Raw genomic sequence first — 17,778 nt, 5'->3', positions numbered from 1 at the left:
CGTCTTGTGAGTTGCTTCACAGGACGACGGGGGATATCATAAGCTTTGATTGTTAGCGCTAACAGCGCCAGCAGAAAGCACCAGTACTGAGACGAAATGCCGGGCGCAGATGGCCGGCCACGCGGTGAGCACCGACGCTCCCCGCGCAAGCACGATTCGCCGCCCCCAGCGGGCCGCGGAAGGAGAACAACGTGAGAATCAAGAAACTCCTGGGCGCCGTCGCCGTCGTCCTGGCCCTCGCAGCAGGCACCACGGCGTGCGGCAGCCGCCCCGGCGCCGCCAGTGGAACCAGCAGCGCCGATGCCTCCGGCGCCCTGGTGGGAATCTCCATGCCGACCCAGACTTCCGAACGGTGGATCGCGGACGGCAAGAATGTCTCGGAGTCCCTCGCGAAGCTGGGCTACAAGACGGACCTCCAGTACGCCAATGACGATATTCCCACGCAGGTCTCGCAAATCGAAAACATGCTGACCAAGGGCGCGAAATCCCTCATCGTGGCGGCGATCGACGGCACCACCCTGACCGACGTCCTGGCCAAGGCCAAGGAACAGAACGTCAAGGTCATCGCCTACGACCGCCTGATCAACGGCACCCCCAACGTGGACTACTACACCACCTTCGACAACTACGAGGTGGGCGTTCAGCAGGCAACCTCGCTGCTGACCGGACTCGGCCTGGTGGATGCTTCCGGCAAGAAGGTCGAGGGCAAGGGCCCCTTCAACGTGGAACTGTTCGCCGGCAGCCCGGACGACAACAACGCGAACTTCTTCTGGACCGGGGCGATGGACACCCTCAAGCCGTACCTCGACGCCGGAACCCTCAAGGTACCGAGCGGCCAGACCAAGTTCGAACAGGCAGCGATCCTGCGCTGGCAGGCGTCCACGGCGCAGAAGCGCATGGAAGACATCCTCACCGCCGCCTACGGTTCCGGCAAGAAGCTCGACGGCGTGCTTTCGCCCTACGACGGCCTGTCCATCGGCATCATCTCGGCCCTGACCAGCACGGGCGGCTACTCCAAGGGTGCCTTGCCGGTGGTGACCGGCCAGGACGCGGAAAAGGGTTCGGTCAAGTCCATCATCGCCGGGGAGCAGTACTCCACGATCTTCAAGGACACCCGCAAGCTCGGTGAGCAGGCCGTGAAGATGGTGGACGCCGCGCTGAAGGGCCAGGAGCCGGAAATCAACGACTCCAAGACCTACAACAACAAGGTCAAGGTGGTTCCCGCCTACCTGCTGAAGTCCGTGATCGTCACCAAGGACAATTACAAGCAGGAACTGATCGACGCCGGCTACTACACCGAAGCGGACGTCAAGTAACAGGCTCCACGGGACCAGCGGGAATTGACCATGAATGTACCCATTCTCCAGATGCGCGGGATCACCAAGACCTTCCCCGGCGTCAAGGCTCTCCAGGACGTCACCCTGGATGTGAACCGCGGCGAGGTCCATGCGATCTGCGGTGAAAACGGGGCCGGCAAATCGACCCTGATGAAGGTGCTTTCCGGCGTGTACGCGCACAACACCTTCGACGGCGAAATCCTCTTCGAAAACGAACCGTGCGCCTTCACGTCGATCAACGACAGCGAGAAGCGCGGCATCGTGATCATCCACCAGGAACTCGCCCTCAGCCCCTACCTGTCCATCGCAGAGAACATCTTCCTGGGGAACGAGATCGCTCCCCGCGGCTGGGTGGACTGGCGCAAGACCAATCTGGAGGCCGCCAAGCTGCTGGCCAGGGTGGGCCTGGACGAGAACCCCGTGACCCCCATCCAGCACATCAGCGTTGGCAAGCAGCAACTGGTGGAGATCGCCAAGGCCCTGTCCAAGGAGGTCAAGCTCCTCATCCTGGACGAGCCCACCGCGGCGCTGAACGACGAGGACTCGAACCATCTGCTGGACCTCATCCTGCACCTGAAGGGACAGGGCGTCACCAGCATCATCATCAGCCACAAACTCAACGAGATCCGCAAGGTGGCGGACGCCGTCACCATCATCCGGGACGGCAAATCGATCGAGACCCTGCGCCTGGGCGGGGGTGAAGGGGGCCAGGGCCAGATCACCCAGGAACGCATCATCCGGGGCATGGTGGGCCGGGACCTGGACAGCCTTTACCCGGACCGCACGCCCCGGATCGGCGAGGAGGTGCTGCGCATCGAAGACTGGACTGTCCAGCACCCGCAGGACCACAGCCGCATCGTGGTGCACAACGCCAGCCTCCATGTCCGCAAGGGCGAGGTGGTGGGGCTGGCCGGGCTGATGGGAGCCGGCCGTACCGAGCTGGCCATGAGTGTCTTCGGCCGCAGCTACGGCAAGGCCGTTTCCGGGAAGGTGTTCAAGTACGGCAAGGAAATCGATACGTCCACAGTCCCCGGGGCGATCGCCCACGGGATCGCCTACGCCACTGAGGACCGCAAGCACTACGGCCTGAACCTGATCGAGGACATCAAGCGGAACATCTCGATGGCCGCCCTGCCCAAGCTCGCCAAGCGGGGCTGGGTGGACAAGAACCGGGAAACCACCGTGGCCAACGGCTACCGGAGGAGCATGAACATCAAGGCTCCCGCGGTGTCGGCGATCACCGGGAAGCTCTCCGGCGGCAACCAGCAGAAGGTGGTGCTGAGCAAATGGATGTTCTCGGACCCCGATGTGCTGATCCTTGACGAGCCCACCCGCGGCATCGACGTCGGCGCCAAGTACGAGATCTACACGATCATCGCGGGCCTCGCGGCCGAGGGCAAAGCAGTCATTGTCATTTCCTCGGAGCTTCCCGAACTGCTGGGCATCTGCGACAGGATCTACACGCTGTCCGCCGGGCACGTCACTGGCGAAGTCCCCATATCCGAGGCCTCCCAGGAGACCCTCATGCACTACATGACCCAAGAGAAGGAATAGCGAGAATGTCCGCCCTACGAGAATCCCTCGGCTTCCTGGCAAGCCGCCTCCGCCAAGTCGGCATTTTCGTCGCCCTGATCCTGATCGTCCTGCTGTTCCAGCTCCTGACCGACGGCATCCTGCTCCAACCCCAGAACGTCACCAACCTCGTCGTCCAGAACAGCTACATCCTGATCCTTGCCATCGGCATGGTGATGGTCATCATCGCCGGCCACATCGACCTGTCCGTGGGCTCCATCGCCGGTTTCATCGGGGCCGTGGCGGGCGTGATGATCGTGCACTGGGGCTGGCCCTGGTGGGCCGCGATTCCCGCGTGCCTGCTGGTGGGAGCCCTGGTCGGTGCCTGGCAGGGGTACTGGATCGCCTACGTGGGCATCCCCGCCTTCATCGTGACGCTGGCCGGCATGCTCATTTTCCGCGGCCTGACCCTCATCACCCTGAAGAACCAGCAGATCACCCCGTTCCCGGACGAGCTTCGCGCCCTCGGCGGCGGCTTCCTGCCGGACATCTCCGGCGGCACCTCGGTGCTGGAGTGGCTCACCGTCCTCCTGGGCGTGGTCGGGACGGCGGCGCTGCTCTTCCAGTCCATCAAGGAACGCCGCGTCCGCCGGAAGTTCAACCTCGAGAACGAACCCCTGGCCTGGTTCGCCACCAAGACGGCGTTCATCGCCCTGCTCATGCTGGCCATCACCTTCCTGCTGGCCAGCTACCGCGGCACCCCGATCGTGCTGGTGGTCCTCGCCGCGCTGGTGATCGGCTACTCCGCGCTGATGAACAACAGCATCTTCGGCCGGCACACCTACGCCATCGGCGGGAACCTGCACGCCGCGCAGCTCTCCGGCATCAAAACCAAGGCCGTCACGTTCCGGCTCTTCGTGAACATGGGCGTCCTCGCCGCCCTGGCCGGCCTGATCTTCACCGCCCGGCTCAACTCCGCGCAGCCTGCGGGCGGCACCGGCTTCGAACTGGACTCCATTGCCGCAGCATTTATCGGCGGCGCCGCGGTCCAGGGCGGCATCGGCACCGTAGCCGGGGCCATGATCGGCGGCCTCATCATGGGTGTCCTCAACAACGGCATGTCCATCCTGGGCCTCGGCACCGATTACCAGCAGCTCATCAAGGGCCTGGTGCTCCTGCTCGCGGTAGGCTTCGACATCTTCAACAAGAACCGCGCAGGCGGCGGATCCTCCATCGCCAAGCGCTTCAGGTTCAGGACCACCCCGCCCGCTGCGGAGGACGCCACGCCCCCGGCCGAACCGGTGGCAGTCCCCGGCGACCGCACCCCGAGCAAGGTCTAAATACGGAGCAAGTACGACGGCGGCCCGGCACCTTTCGCGAAAAGGTGCGGGGCCGCCGTCGTACTGTCTGTGACGGTTGCCGGGAGTGGCTATGCGGGAGGCGCCGTCGACGCCCGGACCACAAGGCCGGGGCTGAGCACCGTGCCGGTTCCGGCGGGCCCGCCTTCCATCTCGGCCAGCAGCATGCGAATGCAGCGGGCCCCGAGTTCGGTGAAGCCCTGGTTGACGGTGGTGAGGGGCGGGACGAAATACGCGGCTTCGGGCTGGTCGTCGAAGCCGACCACGCTGATGTCCTCCGGCACGCGGAGGCCCGCCTCGCCGAAGGCGCGCAGCGCACCCAGCGCCATCTGGTCGTTGCCGGCAAACACGGCGGTGACCCGGCCCGTCGCCGCCAGCCGGAGTCCCGCGCGGTAGCCGCTTTCGGCGCTCCAGTCACCCGGGATGAGGGGGCCGCCGGCAATTCCTGCACCGTCCAGGGTGCGGCGCCAGCCCTCGGAGCGGGCGGCGGCATCGGTCCAGTCGGGCGGTCCGGAGATATGGGCAATTTCTGTGTGGCCAAGATCCAGCAGGTGCTGCACGGCGAGCGCGGCGCCGGCGCGTTGGTCCACGGCGACATCGCCCCGGCGGTCCCCCGCCCCGAAACCCACCGACACCAGCGGGACGGGAACGGCGATGGTGTGCAGGGAGGCGAGCATGGTCTGATGCGGCGCGATCACCACGATGCCGTCCGCGGGCTGGAGCATGAAGTGTTCGAGGGCGTCCCTGATGCCCGACGGCGTGACGCGGCTCAGGCTGGCCATGCTCACGGAGTAGCCGTGCCCGCGGGCGGCCTCCTGGACGCCTAGGAGGGTGTTGGCGGGTCCGTAGAAGCCCATTCCTGCGCCCAGGACGCCGGTGGCCTGGGAGCGGCGGGTGACGAGCCGGCGGGCGGCAGTGTTCCTGCGGTAGCCGAGTTCGGCGATGGCACGCTCCACCCGCATCCGTGTGGCGTCGCTGACGTGGGGATGGGCGTTGAGGACGCGGGAGACGGTCTGGTGGGACACTCCTGCCAGGCGCGCCACGTCCTCCATCACGGGAGGACGCGGCGCGGTGCCTGCGGGCGCCCCGGGCACAGCACCGGTCACACTGCGAAGACCGGTCACATTGCGAAGATGGTCCACGCCGCCTCGTGCGTGGCGCCAGCCCCGAGCCGGACCAGGTCGGTTCCGCTATTGAAGGCATCGGGCGGGCAGCTCATGGGTTCCACGGCCAGGCCCAGCCGGTTTGCCGCCGGGGGTTCTTTGTCCGCGGTGTGGATCTGCAGCCAGGCGCAACTGCTGTCCCAGGACATCCCGACGCCGGTCCCTCCCGGGTCCGTGACCAGGACGCGCGCGTGGCCGGCGTCGTCGAACGCGATGTCCGTGAAGGCGTGGTCGATCCCGGTGGCGCCGATCGGTCGCGGCGCCCGGAAGTCGAAGGGGTGGCCTTCCACGGGGCGTGTGTCCTTCGGCAGCAGGCGGTCCGGCGTCACCTCCAGGAACGTGGCGGCGGGGAGCTCGAGGGTCCACTCATCGAGGGGCGAGGCCCCTGCCACGAGGTACGGATGCGGGCACACACCGTAGGGCGCGGTGGTGCTGCCGAGGTTGGCCGCGGTGACGCGGCTGTGCAGTCCGGCGTCCGTCAGCAGGTACTCGACGGCGATGCGCAGCGCATGCGGATACCCCGCCGTTGGCTCCGGTGTGCAGGACAGGGTCACCGACGTCCCATCGTGCGACTCCAGGGTCCAGTCCAGTTCGAAGACGAGGCCGTGCAGTGCGCAGCCACGGTCGGTTTCGTTGACGGGTAGCTCAAACTCTGTGCCGTCGAAGGTGTAGCGGCCGTCGGCGACCCGGTTGGGCCAGGGCGCGGCGATGATGCCGCGGAAATCCGGGATGGGGCCGCCGGCCGGGAACGGGACCACCAGGTCCCGTTCCCGGTAGCGGAGTTCGCGCAGCGCCGCGGCGCGTGCCGTGATGGCGGCACTGTACTCCCCCGAACTGATGCGGTATTCGTTCACAGCCCGGTGCTTGGTCACAGCCCGCCGGCCAGCTTGTAGTAGGCGGCGTTCCAGGCCAGTTCCTTCTTGAACTGCTTGAGGGTGGTGCCTTCGCCGATGGTGAGCAGTTCGGTCTGGGCGATCTCGGCGAAGTCCTCGAAGACCTCCAGGCCCACCTGCGTGGACAGCACCGTGTGGTGCGCGGCACCGGCGGTGAGCCAGGCTGCGGCTGAGGTGGCGAAGTCGGGCTTCGGTTCCCAGAGGGCGCGGGCCACGGGCAGGTTGGGCAGCGGCTCGTCGAGGTCCACGACGTCCACGGCATTGGCCACCAGGCGGAATCGGTCGCGCATGTCGGACAGCGCGACCACCACGCCGGGGCCGGCGTCGGTGTCGAACACCATGCGGACCGGGTCTTCCTTGCCGCCGATGCCCAGGGGGTGGATCTCGACGCGCGGCTTCTTGGCGGTCAGGGAGGGGCAGACTTCGAGCATGTGCGCGCCGAGGATCTTTTCCGCGCCCGGTGCGAGGTGGTACGTGTAGTCCTCCATGAGGGAAGCGCCGCCGGGCAGGTCCCCGCCCATGACCTTGGCCGCGCGGACCAGGATGGCGGTCTTCCAGTCCCCCTCGGCGCCGAAGCCGTAGCCGTCGGCCATGAGCCGCTGGACGGCCATGCCCGGGAGCTGCCGCAGCGCGCCCAGGTCCTCGAAGGAGGTGGTGAAGGCCGCGGAGCCGTTGGCCTCGAGGAAGCTCCGCAGGCCCAGCTCGATCCGGGCGCTGTAGCGCAGGGACTCGTGGCGGGCACCGCCGGCCTTCAGCTCCGGCGCCACCTCATAGAGCCGCTCGTACTCGGCAACAAGGGCGTCGACGTCGGACTCCGCCGCACCGTGCACGGCCTCGGCGAGTTCGTTGACGGACCAGGTGTTGACCGAGACGCCGAAGCGCAGCTCGGCTTCGGTCTTGTCGCCCTCGGTGACGGCGACGTTGCGCATGTTGTCGCCGAAACGGGTCAGCTTCAGGGTGCGGACGGCGGCCCAGCCCGCGGCGGCGCGCTGCCAGGCCCCGAGCTGGCGGGCGACCTCCGGGTTGGAGGCATGGCCCACCACGGTCTTGCGCGGCACGCCGAGGCGGGACTGGATGTAGCCGAATTCCCGGTCGCCATGTGCTGCCTGGTTGAGGTTCATGAAGTCAAAGTCGATGTCCGCCCAGGGCAGGTCCCTGTTGGCCTGCGTGTGCAGGTGGAGCAGCGGCTTGCGGAGCAGGTCCAGGCCCTGGATCCACATCTTGGCCGGGCTGAAGGTGTGCATCCAGGCGGTCACGCCGATCACCGCATCGTTGGAGTTCGCCTCCAGGGCGGTGCGGCGGATGGCGTCCGCATCGGTGAGCACCGGCTTCCAGACCAGCTTGACCGGCACGTCGTGCGATGCATTCAGGGCGTCGGCGATGTCCCGGGACTGGGCGGCGACCTGCTTCAGGACGTCTTCCCCGTAGAGGTGCTGGCTGCCGGTGAGGAACCAGACTTCGTAGTGGTCCAGGGACGTGGTGTTGGCGGGGGGCATGGTGTCTCCTTGAAAGTCTTGGACGGCGGACGCTTAGCGGCCGTAAACGTTCTGGTAGCGCTCGTAGAGGGAATCGATCTTGGCCCGGTCGATGGGCAGGGGTTCGCCGAGTTGCCGCGCGATGTGGACCGTGCGGGCCACTTCCTCGCACATCACGGCGGCCTTGACGGCGGCCCGTGCATCCTTGCCGATGGTGAAGGGGCCGTGGTTCTGCATGAGGACCGCCGGGGAGTTGGAGGCCGTGAGGGTGTCCACGATGCCGCGGCCGATCGAGTCGTCGCCGATCAGTGCGAAGGGGCCCACCGGGATGGAGCCGCCGAACTCGTCGCCCATCATGGTCAGCACGCACGGGATTTCCTCGCCGCGCGCGGCCCAGGCGGTGGCGTAGGTGGAGTGCGTGTGGACCACGCCGCCGACGTCGGGCATGTTCCGGTACACGTAGGCGTGGGCGGCGGTGTCCGACGACGGCGACAGCCCGGGATTGCCCCATTCCACGGTTCCGTGTCCGTCCACGGGAGTCCCGTGCAGGTCGGTGACCACCATCAGCTCGGGCGTGAGTTCGTCGTAGGAGACGCCCGAGGGCTTGATGACCATCAGCTCGTGGCCGGGGATGCGGCCGGAGACGTTCCCGGCGGTCCAGACGACCAGTTCGTAGCGGGTCAGTTCGGCGTGCAATGCGCAGACCTCGCTGCGGACCCCGGCGATGGTGTCCAGGAGGGTGCTCATGCGTTGGCTCCTTCCAGGATGGTGGCGTTGCGCGTGGCACGCTGGATGGCCTTGAGCCGGTGCATGACCTCGTTGCTTCCCCGGCCGAAGTAGTCGTGCAGTGTGCGGTACTCGCGGAAGAGTTCCTCGTAGGCCGCGACGTTTTCCGGGATCGGGGTGTACACCGCGCCCGGCTCCGCACCCATGGCGGCGGCCGCGGCCCGGATGTCCGGGTATTGGCCGGCGGCGACGGCGGCATGGATGGCCGAACCCAGGGCCGGGCCCTGCGCGGAGCCGATCGTGGAGAGCTGCAGGCCGGTGACGTCAGCGTAGATCTGCATGAGGAGCCGGTTCTTCAGCAAGCCGCCGGCCACGATGAATTCCTGCACCGGAACCCCGGAGTCCCGGAACGCGTCCACGATGGTGCGGGTGCCAAACGCCGTGGCCTCGAGCAGGGCCCGGTAGATATCCTCGGGTTTCGTTGCGAGGGTCTGGCCGACGATCACGCCGGAGAGCTCGTGGTCCACCAGTACGGAGCGGTTGCCGGAGTGCCAGTCGAGCGCCACCAGTCCGTGCTCGCCGATGGCCTGCCCGGACGCGAGTTCGGTGAGGTATTCGTGGATGGCCTGACCGGCAGAGGCGGCGGCCTGGTGATATGCGGGCGGGACACCGTATTTGGTGAACCAGCCGAAGATGTCTCCGACGCCGGACTGGCCGGCTTCGTAGCCCCACAGTCCGTCCACGATGCCGCCGTCCACCACGCCGCACATGCCGGGGACTTCCCGCAGCTCGGCACCGTTCATGACATGGCAGGTTGAGGTGCCCATAATGGCCACGAGCTGGCCGGGCTCCACGGCCCGGGCCGCGGGGGCGGTGACGTGGGCGTCCACGTTGCCCACGGCCACCGCGATGCCCTCCGGCAGCCCGGTCCAGGCGGCGGCCTCGGCGGTCAGGTAGCCGGCGGCGTCGCCCAGCCGGCCGATGGTGTGGTCAAGCTTGGCGCTGACGAAGTCCTTGAACTGCGGGTTCAGGGCGGCGAGGAACTCCTCCGAGGGGTATCGCCCGTCCTGGTAAATACCCTTGTAGCCGGCGGTGCAGGCGTTACGGACGTAGTTTCCGCACAGCTGCCAGACGATCCAGTCCGCGGCCTCCACCCAGTGGTCCATCGCCGCGTAGGCTTCGGGATCTTCTTCCAACAACTGGAGGCCCTTGGCGAACTCCCATTCGGAGGAAATCAGCCCCCCATAGCGCGGAAGCCACGCTTCCCCGCGCTCTTCGGCGAGGGCGTTGATGCGGTCGGCCTGGGGCTGCGCGGCATGGTGCCGCCACAGCTTCACGTACGCGTGCGGGTGGTTCGCGAAACCGGGCACCTCGTTCAGGGGCGTGCCGTCCGCGGTGACGGGCACCATGGTGCAGGCGGTGAAGTCCGTGGCGATTCCGACGACGGCGGCCGGGTCGATCCCGGCGTCGGCGATGGCGGCGGGAACCGCGTGCCTGAGCACCCCGCGGTAGTCCTCCGGCACCTGCAGCGCCCATTCCCCGGGAAGCCGGGCCGCGCCGTCGCCTGCCACGTCCGCCGGCAGGGCGTCGGTGACCACCGCGTGCGGGTAGTCGAACACCCCGCTGCCGAGCTCTTTGCCGTCCCGGACCCGCACCACGACGGCCCGGCCGGACAGGGTGCCGTAGTCCACCCCGATGACATATTTTTCGCTGCCGTCTGCAGTGACGTCCATGAATCCTCCAAGAAATGCCGCCCGCCGCTTCGCGGACTGCCTCCATTGTGAGCGCTAACAAATTCATCCGTCAAGTGCCCCCCGTCACATGCGCTGGAGGTGTCAGGCCAGGGCTGCGGTGCTCCGGCGGATCACGAGTTCCGGCTCCACCACGGTAGTGGCGGTCTCGCCGTTCGCCAGGGCGGCGAGCATCAGGTCCATGCAACGCCGGCCCAGTTCCTCGAAGTCCTGGCGGACCGTGGTGAGCGGCGGGGTGAAATAGCCCGACTCCGGCTGGTCGTCGAAGCCCACCACGGAGACGTCCTCGGGTACCCGCACCCCGGCCTCGTTGAAGGCCCGGAGCAGGCCCAGGGACATCTGGTCGTTGCCGACGAAGATCGCAGTGGCGGCGCGCTCGGCGGCGAGGCCCCGGCCGATTTCGTAACCGCTGCCCGCGCTCCAGTCCCCTTCCACGAGGAGGTCGTCGGCGAGTCCGGCAGCCCGCAGGGCCGCGCTCCAGCCTTCGGCGCGGGCGGCGCCGTCGATCCAGTCCTGGGGCCCGGCGATATGGCCGATCCTGTCGTGGCCCTGCTCGATCAGGTGCCGGACGGCGAGCTCGGCGCCCCGTCTCTGGTCCACCATGGCTCCGCTGACAGTCTCGCTGCCGGAGGCCCCGACCGCCACCACGGGAATGCCCGGCGCCTGTTCTTCCAGGGCGAGGAGGGTTTCCGCGTGCGGCACGATCACCACGATCCCGTCCACCGACTGGTCCAGGAAGTGCTGGATGGCGTCGAAGATCGCCTCGCGGCTCACGGTCCGCACCGCCGCGATGCTGACGAAGTATCCGGCATCCCGTGCCGCTTGCTCCACGCCCAGCAGGGTGTTGGCCGGGCCGTACTGCGAGAGTTCGCTGCCCAGAACGCCGATGGTCTGCGAGCGCCTGGTCACCAGGCTCCGGGCCGCCGTGTTCCGCCGGTAGCCCAGCTCGGCGATGGCGGCCTCGACCCGTTCGCGGGTGGCTTTGCTGACGTTGGGGTGCTTGTTGATCACCCGGGAAACGGTCTGATGGGAAACTCCTGCGCGCTCCGCCACATCCTCAAGGCGGGGAAGCCGGGCATTGCTGTTGGCCATGGGGCTATTGTGCTCGATACCAGGCGTCGAGGCGAACGCCGGGCATCGACCGGTCCTGTTCGATGGGTCCCGGTTCGATGGTCCTGCAGGCATGCCGCGCTCACTTACCCACGACACGCGAGTTCCCCGGCGCCGCCCAAACTTCCTGACGACACCCGGCGTCCCGGTGCGCGAGGAGCGAAGCGCGTCGGAATCCAGGAAACGCGTCGAATTCACAGGGCCGACCGGGCAGGGCGCCGTGGCACGCCGGCCGCCAGCAGTTTCTTCTCCAAACGTGCAGGATCCATCAGCTCCCGCCATACCCAACGGCTCACGCCGCATCCGGTGGCTCGGATCCGGTCCTCCCGCTCCTTCTCCTTGACCACAGCTTCCGCAGGCGTCATCCCGTTGAGGTACTCCTCCTTTTGGTACTTCGCGAAACCATCGAATTCGCCTACGAGCCGGGCCTTTTTCCAGTAAAAATCCGTGTATCCGATCAAGCCACGCTGGTCCCTGAATTCCTGCTGCAGGATGGGTGGCTCAAATCCAGCGGCATGCATCAGGGCCCGGCTGTACGATTCACCGGCGGACCCGGACAAAGGATTCGCGAATGACACCACCGCATGGATCCTGCGCATCGCCGCCGCGCTGTACCGGCCCTCGGCCGCGGCAAGCAGTTCCTCTTTGCCAAGGGCCGGAAAACCGCGCTCCCGGTCACGCTTCAGGATATGGTCCACTGGTACAACGGCTTCGACGAACGGCGTGTGCGCGGCCAGGTCCAAGACGGTACGGAGCCGGTCAGTGACCAGCAGGCCATCCACCTTGCGGATCTCGACGCCCGCAGGATCGGCAAAGTGCCGCACCACACCGGCCCTGGAGCGGCCGCCGTCGTTCCGGAAAGTCAGGGCACACACGGAATGGCTGCCAATCGTGGGAATTCCGTGCACCGACGCCGCCGACTGCCGCGCGAACACGGTACGGCTTTCAAAGGTTTCGGCGGCCGCGCTGACCCGCAGCCGGTATTGTTCCCACGGCTTCAGCGCCGCCCACGAGGCCCGCTCCACGTATACTCCCCGCCGCACCCGGTGAAGCACACCGGACTTCGCCTGCCGGGCGAGGTCCTTCGCGCTGGCGCCATGAACGGCGGAGTCTCGGGCAAGGATGAGCCGTGGGATGTCCGTCATTGCTCGAGCCTCACATCCGGAACAGCGGCCGCGAAAGCCACTGGAACCGCTATGTGGACAACCTCGTGCCCGTTCCCGGCGACCCGGTTCACTCCCAGCGCCCCGGTTGATGCCCAGCGACGCGCGAATTCGCGGCGCGTCGGGCGGGAAGCACCTCGAACGAAGGGTAGCGCGTCGAAAGCAGGGGGTTACGCCGCCGCCAGTACTTTCGCGGCGGCCTCGCCCACAGCCGCTTTGATGCGCCCGTGGAGCGCCCGGAGTCCTGCGCGCTCCGTGCGGGCTTCAACGATGCTGCGCCCCTTCAGAGGCGAATTCAGCGCGGCGGCTAGGTCCGCCGTCGTGCCTGCCAGGGAGTACGCGACGCCGTACGCCGCGGCGAGCGCCTTGATGTCCGCACTGTGCGGGGTGGCGAAGAGCCGTTCGACGGCGGCGCCGTAGCCGCCGTCCGCTTCCACCTTGCCGTGCTCCAGGAGCCCGAAGATCGCACCGCCGGAGTCGTTGAGGACCACGATCCGCAGGTCCGGCTCCGGTTCCCCGCTGCCGAGCAGGAGGCTGCCGGCGTCGTGCAGGAAGGTGAGGTCGCCCAGCAGGAGCGTGGTTTCGCGGCCCGAGCCGAGGGCGATCCCGGTGGCGGTGGCGATGGTGCCGTCGATCCCGGAGAGTCCGCGGTTGGCGTCCACGGTGGCCAGGGGCGCCGGATGCGGCTGCCCGGCGAGGTCCACGTCGCGGATGCCGTTGGAGGAGCCCAGGACCAGCCGGCCGCGGGCGTGCTGCCACACGGTGGCGGCGATCGAGGGCCCGGTGGGTGAGGCTTCGGCGGAGAGGACGCCGTCCAGTGCGTGCTGGGCGGCGGCACCGGCGAGCAGCCAGGCATCGAGCCAGCCGGAGGCGCCGCGGCCGGCGAATTCGCCGAGGGCAGCGAGGGTTTCAAAGGGTGTCTCGCGGCGGCGGCCGTGTTCGTACCAGGCCACGGGAACGGGCTCGTACAGGGCGGTCTCCACCTCCGTCCGCGCCAGCAGGGCGGACACCGGCCGGGACAGCGTGGGACGGCCGAACACCACCACGCGTTCGATCGGCAGCGCGGACTCGGCGGAGAAGTGCTCCAGGAGCAGCCGGTACGGGCCCACTGCGTTGGGGCCGAAGCGGGCGTTGGAGGACGGTTCGGCGAGCAGCGGCAGCCCGTGGGCGCGCGCGAACGCCTCGGCGACGGCGCCGGCATCGTGTCCGGCCAGCACCACGGTGCGCCGCTCGGGCAGTTCCGCGGAGGCGGCCGGCAGTTCCAGGACCTCCGGGCCGGCGTCGTAATGGAAGATCCCGCGGCCCTCGCGGGCCGGCAGCGCCTCCCCGGGTTCCGGGACGAGGGGTTCGCGGAAGGCGAGGTTCAGCTGCACGGGCCCGGGCGGGGTCCCTTCGAGGGCGCCGCTGGCGGCGTGCAGCGCGGTGCGGACCGCCCGCTGCGGGTTGTCCCCGGCCGGAACGTCGACGGCGAAGCGGACGTGTTCGCCGAAGAGGTCCAGTTGAAGGGTGGTCTGGTTCGCCCCGGTGCCGTGGAGTTCGGCGGGCCGGTCCGCGGAGAGGACCACAAGCGGCACGGCGGCGTGGTTGGCTTCCATGACCGCGGGCAGCAGGTTCCCGACCGCGGTCCCGGAGGTGGTGAGCACGGCGGCCGGGGTGGCGGTGGACAGGGCCAGGCCCAGGGCCGTGAACCCGGCCGAGCGCTCGTCGATCCGCACCAGCAGGGTGACCCGGCCGGCAGCTTCGGCCTCCGCGAGCGCGTAGGCCATGGGTGCCGAGCGCGAACCGGGAGACACCACCACATGCCGCACGCCGGCGTCGAGCAGGGTGGCGACGGCGATCCGTGCGGCGGCGAGCGAGGTCAGGGAGTCCGGGGAAGTCACTGTCCCAGTCTATTTGGCGGGCAGATGTGGCACCGCGGGGTCACTTACGGCCCATGTTTGCTCCTCCAAACATGGGCGCGAAGTGACCCCGCGTTCCTTTTCGGGCGGCGTCAGTCCACGCGGTACACCTGGACGACCGCCGGGCGCGGGCCCTTGAACTGGCCGGGCTTTGCCTGGCTTCCGGCGGGCACATAATCCGGGAAGTAGGAGTTCGGCGCCTCGTACGAGCCTTCCTCGCCCGGGTGCTGCACGGAAACGAAGACATGGCGTTCCTCGTCGTGGACGATCGGGCCGCAAGTCTCGGCGTCGCGCGGAACCGAGAGGAACTGCTCCACCTTGCCGCGCTCCGGTCCTTCCAGCGTGACCTTGAACAGGCCGTCGTTGTAGCCAATGACGCCCGGGGCGCCGTCGGTGGAGATCCACAGGTTGCCCACGGAGTCGAACGCGAGGTTGTCCGGGCAGGAGATCGGGGACACCTTGTCCGCGGGGTAGCCGGAGAAGTATGTGCTGGTGTTCTTGGCTGGGTCGCCGGCGACGAGCAGCAGGTTCCAGGTGAAGGTGGTGGCGGTCTGGTCTCCGCCGTCCTCGATGATCTCCACCACGTGGCCGTCGCGGTTGAGGTTGCGCGGGTTGATCTCGGTGGCACCTTCCTTGCCCACCTTGCCGCGATCCGAGTTGTTGGTGCAGGCGACGTAGACCTTGCCGGTGGCCGGGTTCGGCTGGACGTCTTCGCAACGGTCCATCTTGGTGGCGCCGGCCTTGTCCGCGGCGAGGCGGGTGTAAACCAGAACCTCGGCGACGGTCATGCCCGCAACGGCGGATGCGCCGTTGACCACGAGCGGCAGCCAGCGGCCGGTGCCGTCGAAGGAGCCGTCGGAGGGCAGGGCGCCGGTTCCGGTGATTTCGGAGACCGGGGAATCGCCGGTGAACTGCGCAACGTAGAGATCGCCTTCGTGCAGCAGGGTCTTGTTGAGCTCGCGGTCGGCCACGGTGGTGCCGGTGCGGAAGGTGCCCTTGGAGACGAACTTGTAGAGGTAGTCGAAGCGCTCGTCGTCGCCGGTGTAGGCCACAGCCTTGCCGTTCGCGGCGATCTGGATGTTGGCGCCTTCGTGCTTCAGGCGGCCCAGGGACGTGTGCTTCTTGGGGGTCGACGTCGGATCCATCGGGTCCACCTCGACGATCCAGCCGAAGCGGTTGGCTTCGTTCTCGTAGCCGGGGTTGCGGGTGTCCCAGCGCGGGTCGTCAAGTTCCCAGCCGAAGGTGGACTGCTTGTCCTTCAGGCCGTAGCGCTTGTCGCCGTCGGAGGTGCCCGGGGCGCGGAAGTAGCCCTGGAAGTTCTCTTCGCCGGAGAGGATGGTGCCCCACGGGGTGGTGCCGCCGGAGCAGTTTCCGATGGTGCCCTTGGGACGGCGGCCGGACGGGTCGGCGACGGTCTTCAGCAGGGCGGAGCCGGCGGCCGGACCGGTGAGCTGGTACTCGGTTTCGGTCAGGAAGCGGCGGTTCAGCGGGGCGCCCTTGACGTAGCTCCACGGCTGGTTCTTGTTCCTGCGCTCCAGCTCGACGACGGTGAGGCCCTGGGCCGCGCGGGCCACGGCGCGAACGCGGGCGGGGTCGGCCGCGGCCTCGGCAGCCGGGAACATGAGGTTCTCGTTCGTGTACTCATGGTTGGCGAACATCACGGCACGGCGGCCCTTGCTGCCGGGCAGTTCGATGATGTCGGAGTAGTCGTTGTTGTAGCCGAACTGGCGGGCTTGTGCCTCGGCGCTCAGCGCGGCGGGGTCGAAGTCCGGGGCGTCGTTGAAGAGCGGGTCGCCCCAGCGGATGATCGGGCGCCAGGCGTAGCCTTCGGGAACGGTGAATTCGTCCACGGTGTAGTCCACCGGCGCAATCGGAGTGAAGCTGAGCTTCGACGTGGTGAGGCCCGCCGTGGCGGCGGCGGACAGCCCCGCACCGCCGTCGGCGGCCGCACCTTCAGCAGTCGCGAGGTTCCCGCCCAGGACGACGGCGAGCGCACCGGCGGCGCCGAACCCCAGGGCGGCGCGGCGGGACATGGCGGCGGAAGCAATGTCTCGGAAGTAGGAGTTGGAACTGGTGTTGCATGCGGGGCTGGCGCAGGCGTTGTCGCACTTGAGCGCACAGGTCACCGGGCTGCGCTTGCCCTTGGTGTGGCCGAGCATCGGCAGGAGCGGGAACGTACGGGCGGGCGATTCAGACATGGGTGGCCTCCGGATAGTAACTGGGTCCCGGCCACCCTTTCAGCGCAAGGGGAATCTGGGAGGACGCTCCGGTTAAGTTCCGGTGAACTCGGCCCCGGCGGCTTCCTCCGCCAGGACGCCATGGACCCTGCGCAGCCGCTCCAGCCACCAGTCCCGCCGCGGCGCGGGCGCCGCATACCGCTCCAGCAGCCCGGCGTCGGCGGCGGCGTCGCGCACGGCGATGGCGCCGCCGTCGGGCACCAGCGGGTCAGCGGTGATGTCCGACTCGAACAGCCGCACGGTTCCCAGCCCGCACGCGTACGGCAAATCCGGCAGGGATGCGGCGAGCGCCAGGCCCGCGCGGATGCCCACCGAGGTGTCCAGGGCGGAACTGACGACGGCGGGCAGCCCGGCCTGCGCCACGATCTCCAGGGCGCGCCGCACGCCGCCGAGCGGCGCCACCTTCACCACGATCAGGTCCGCCGCCCCGGCCCGGGCAACCTTCAGGGGATCGTCCTCCTTGCGCACGGATTCATCGGCGGCAATCAGCACAGGTGTGCCATTTCCGGCGAGGCGCCGGCGCACCTCGGCGAGGCCGCTGATGTCCGGCACCGGCTGCTCGGCGTATTCGAGCCCGACGGCGGCCAGCCGGCCGAGTGCCTCCACGGCCTGGAGCACGTCCCACCCGCCGTTCGCGTCCACCCGGATCGCGGCCTCCGGCAGGGCCTCCCGGACTGCGGCGACGCGCGCGATGTCCTCGGCCAGGTCCTGGCCGCGTTCGGCGACCTTGACCTTGACGGCGTCCACCCTGCCGAAGCGGGCGAGCACCTCGGGGACCCGGGCGGCGTCGACGGCGGGGATGGTGGCGTTGACGGGGACGCTGCGGCGGAGCGGTTCGGGGAAGCCTGTCCAGGCGGCTTCGATCGCCGCGGCGAGCCAGCGGGAGGCCTCGGCGTCGCCGTATTCGGGGAAGGGGCAGAACTCTCCCCAGCCGGCGGGGCCCTCGAAGAGAAGGGTTTCGCGTTCCATGATGCCGCGGAATTTCACCCGCATCGGCAGGCTCACCACACGGGCGGTGGCGAGGAGTTCTTCGAGGGCGGGCAGCGGGGTGGCTGGTCCGGCGGCGGCACGTTCAGGCATGCTGCCCACTGTATCCGGGGGTGCTTCGTGAGGGGGCGCGCGTTTGCCCCGGGAGGGCTATCCTCAGGGGACAAG

At 68.4% G+C, this 17,778-nt stretch carries 13 protein-coding genes; 3 read left to right on the top strand and 10 right to left on the bottom strand.

The window, feature by feature from the left end; all coding sequences use genetic code 11:
• Positions 1–191 precede the first annotated feature (191 nt).
• The 3 genes from chvE to mmsB are packed head-to-tail and all read left to right on the top strand — an operon-like array spanning position 192 to position 4,189.
• On the top strand, positions 192–1,316 hold the full coding sequence (gene chvE / locus BLP88_RS04060) for a multiple monosaccharide ABC transporter substrate-binding protein (RefSeq protein ID WP_074587094.1): 1,125 nt from the start codon (positions 192–194) through the stop codon (positions 1,314–1,316).
• 30 nt (positions 1,317–1,346) lie between these two features.
• Entirely contained in the window at positions 1,347–2,891 is a 1,545-nt protein-coding gene (gene mmsA / locus BLP88_RS04055) for a multiple monosaccharide ABC transporter ATP-binding protein (RefSeq protein WP_074587092.1), read from the top strand.
• 5 nt (positions 2,892–2,896) lie between these two features.
• Positions 2,897–4,189, top strand: coding sequence for a multiple monosaccharide ABC transporter permease (mmsB, locus tag BLP88_RS04050; RefSeq protein WP_074587091.1), 1,293 nt, complete (start codon positions 2,897–2,899; stop codon positions 4,187–4,189).
• A gap of 89 nt (positions 4,190–4,278) precedes the next feature.
• Here mmsB and BLP88_RS04045 read toward each other — a convergent pair whose 3' ends face one another.
• From BLP88_RS04045 to BLP88_RS04000, 10 genes are all read right to left on the bottom strand, one after another.
• On the bottom strand, positions 4,279–5,259 hold the full coding sequence (locus tag BLP88_RS04045) for a LacI family DNA-binding transcriptional regulator (RefSeq protein ID WP_074587089.1): 981 nt from the start codon (positions 5,257–5,259) through the stop codon (positions 4,279–4,281).
• 68 nt (positions 5,260–5,327) lie between these two features.
• Positions 5,328–6,242, bottom strand: coding sequence for an aldose 1-epimerase family protein (locus BLP88_RS04040; protein ID WP_084110767.1), 915 nt, complete (start codon positions 6,240–6,242; stop codon positions 5,328–5,330).
• Complete coding sequence (araA, locus tag BLP88_RS04035; RefSeq protein ID WP_074587088.1) at positions 6,239–7,759, bottom strand: L-arabinose isomerase; 1,521 nt, start codon at positions 7,757–7,759, stop codon at positions 6,239–6,241. The genes BLP88_RS04040 and araA overlap by 4 nt, the downstream gene beginning before the upstream one ends.
• A 33-nt stretch (positions 7,760–7,792) precedes the next feature.
• Positions 7,793–8,485 carry an L-ribulose-5-phosphate 4-epimerase gene (locus tag BLP88_RS04030; RefSeq protein ID WP_074587087.1) on the bottom strand — a complete coding sequence of 231 codons (693 nt, stop codon included), beginning with the start codon at positions 8,483–8,485 and terminating at the stop codon, positions 7,793–7,795.
• Positions 8,482–10,197, bottom strand: coding sequence for a ribulokinase (gene araB / locus BLP88_RS04025; RefSeq protein WP_074587085.1), 1,716 nt, complete (start codon positions 10,195–10,197; stop codon positions 8,482–8,484). Before araB ends, BLP88_RS04030 begins: the two co-directional genes overlap by 4 nt.
• Positions 10,198–10,299: 102 nt before the next feature.
• Complete coding sequence (locus tag BLP88_RS04020; protein ID WP_074587084.1) at positions 10,300–11,307, bottom strand: LacI family DNA-binding transcriptional regulator; 1,008 nt, start codon at positions 11,305–11,307, stop codon at positions 10,300–10,302.
• Between the two features lie 212 nt (positions 11,308–11,519).
• On the bottom strand, positions 11,520–12,350 hold the full coding sequence (locus tag BLP88_RS04015; RefSeq protein WP_245679754.1) for a hypothetical protein: 831 nt from the start codon (positions 12,348–12,350) through the stop codon (positions 11,520–11,522).
• Positions 12,351–12,658: 308 nt separating this feature from the next.
• Positions 12,659–14,368: a 2-succinyl-5-enolpyruvyl-6-hydroxy-3-cyclohexene-1-carboxylic-acid synthase gene (gene menD / locus BLP88_RS04010; protein ID WP_074587081.1), complete on the bottom strand. Its 1,710-nt coding sequence runs from the start codon at positions 14,366–14,368 to the stop codon at positions 12,659–12,661.
• Positions 14,369–14,478: 110 nt separating this feature from the next.
• A complete protein-coding gene (locus BLP88_RS04005; RefSeq protein WP_074587080.1) occupies positions 14,479–16,584 on the bottom strand; it encodes a PhoX family protein in 2,106 nt (701 codons plus the stop codon).
• Between the two features lie 72 nt (positions 16,585–16,656).
• Positions 16,657–17,703: an o-succinylbenzoate synthase gene (locus BLP88_RS04000; RefSeq protein WP_074587078.1), complete on the bottom strand. Its 1,047-nt coding sequence runs from the start codon at positions 17,701–17,703 to the stop codon at positions 16,657–16,659.
• Positions 17,704–17,778 lie beyond the last annotated feature (75 nt).

The organism is Arthrobacter cupressi, assembly GCF_900099975.1.
In the GTDB taxonomy this organism is placed as follows: domain Bacteria; phylum Actinomycetota; class Actinomycetes; order Actinomycetales; family Micrococcaceae; genus Arthrobacter; species Arthrobacter cupressi.
This window is presented reverse-complemented; position numbering and strand designations above follow the sequence as displayed.

Coding starts and splice junctions, on each gene's coding strand:
- BLP88_RS04030 (WP_074587087.1), bottom strand. CDS start 8,485: ATGAGCACCCTCCTGGACACCATCGCCGGGGTCCGCAGCGAGGTCTGC.
- araB (WP_074587085.1), bottom strand. CDS start 10,197: ATGGACGTCACTGCAGACGGCAGCGAAAAATATGTCATCGGGGTGGAC.
- BLP88_RS04000 (WP_074587078.1), bottom strand. CDS start 17,703: ATGCCTGAACGTGCCGCCGCCGGACCAGCCACCCCGCTGCCCGCCCTC.
- mmsB (WP_074587091.1), top strand. CDS start 2,897: ATGTCCGCCCTACGAGAATCCCTCGGCTTCCTGGCAAGCCGCCTCCGC.
- BLP88_RS04005 (WP_074587080.1), bottom strand. CDS start 16,584: ATGTCTGAATCGCCCGCCCGTACGTTCCCGCTCCTGCCGATGCTCGGC.
- BLP88_RS04045 (WP_074587089.1), bottom strand. CDS start 5,259: ATGGAGGACGTGGCGCGCCTGGCAGGAGTGTCCCACCAGACCGTCTCC.
- mmsA (WP_074587092.1), top strand. CDS start 1,347: ATGAATGTACCCATTCTCCAGATGCGCGGGATCACCAAGACCTTCCCC.
- BLP88_RS04020 (WP_074587084.1), bottom strand. CDS start 11,307: ATGGCCAACAGCAATGCCCGGCTTCCCCGCCTTGAGGATGTGGCGGAG.
- araA (WP_074587088.1), bottom strand. CDS start 7,759: ATGCCCCCCGCCAACACCACGTCCCTGGACCACTACGAAGTCTGGTTC.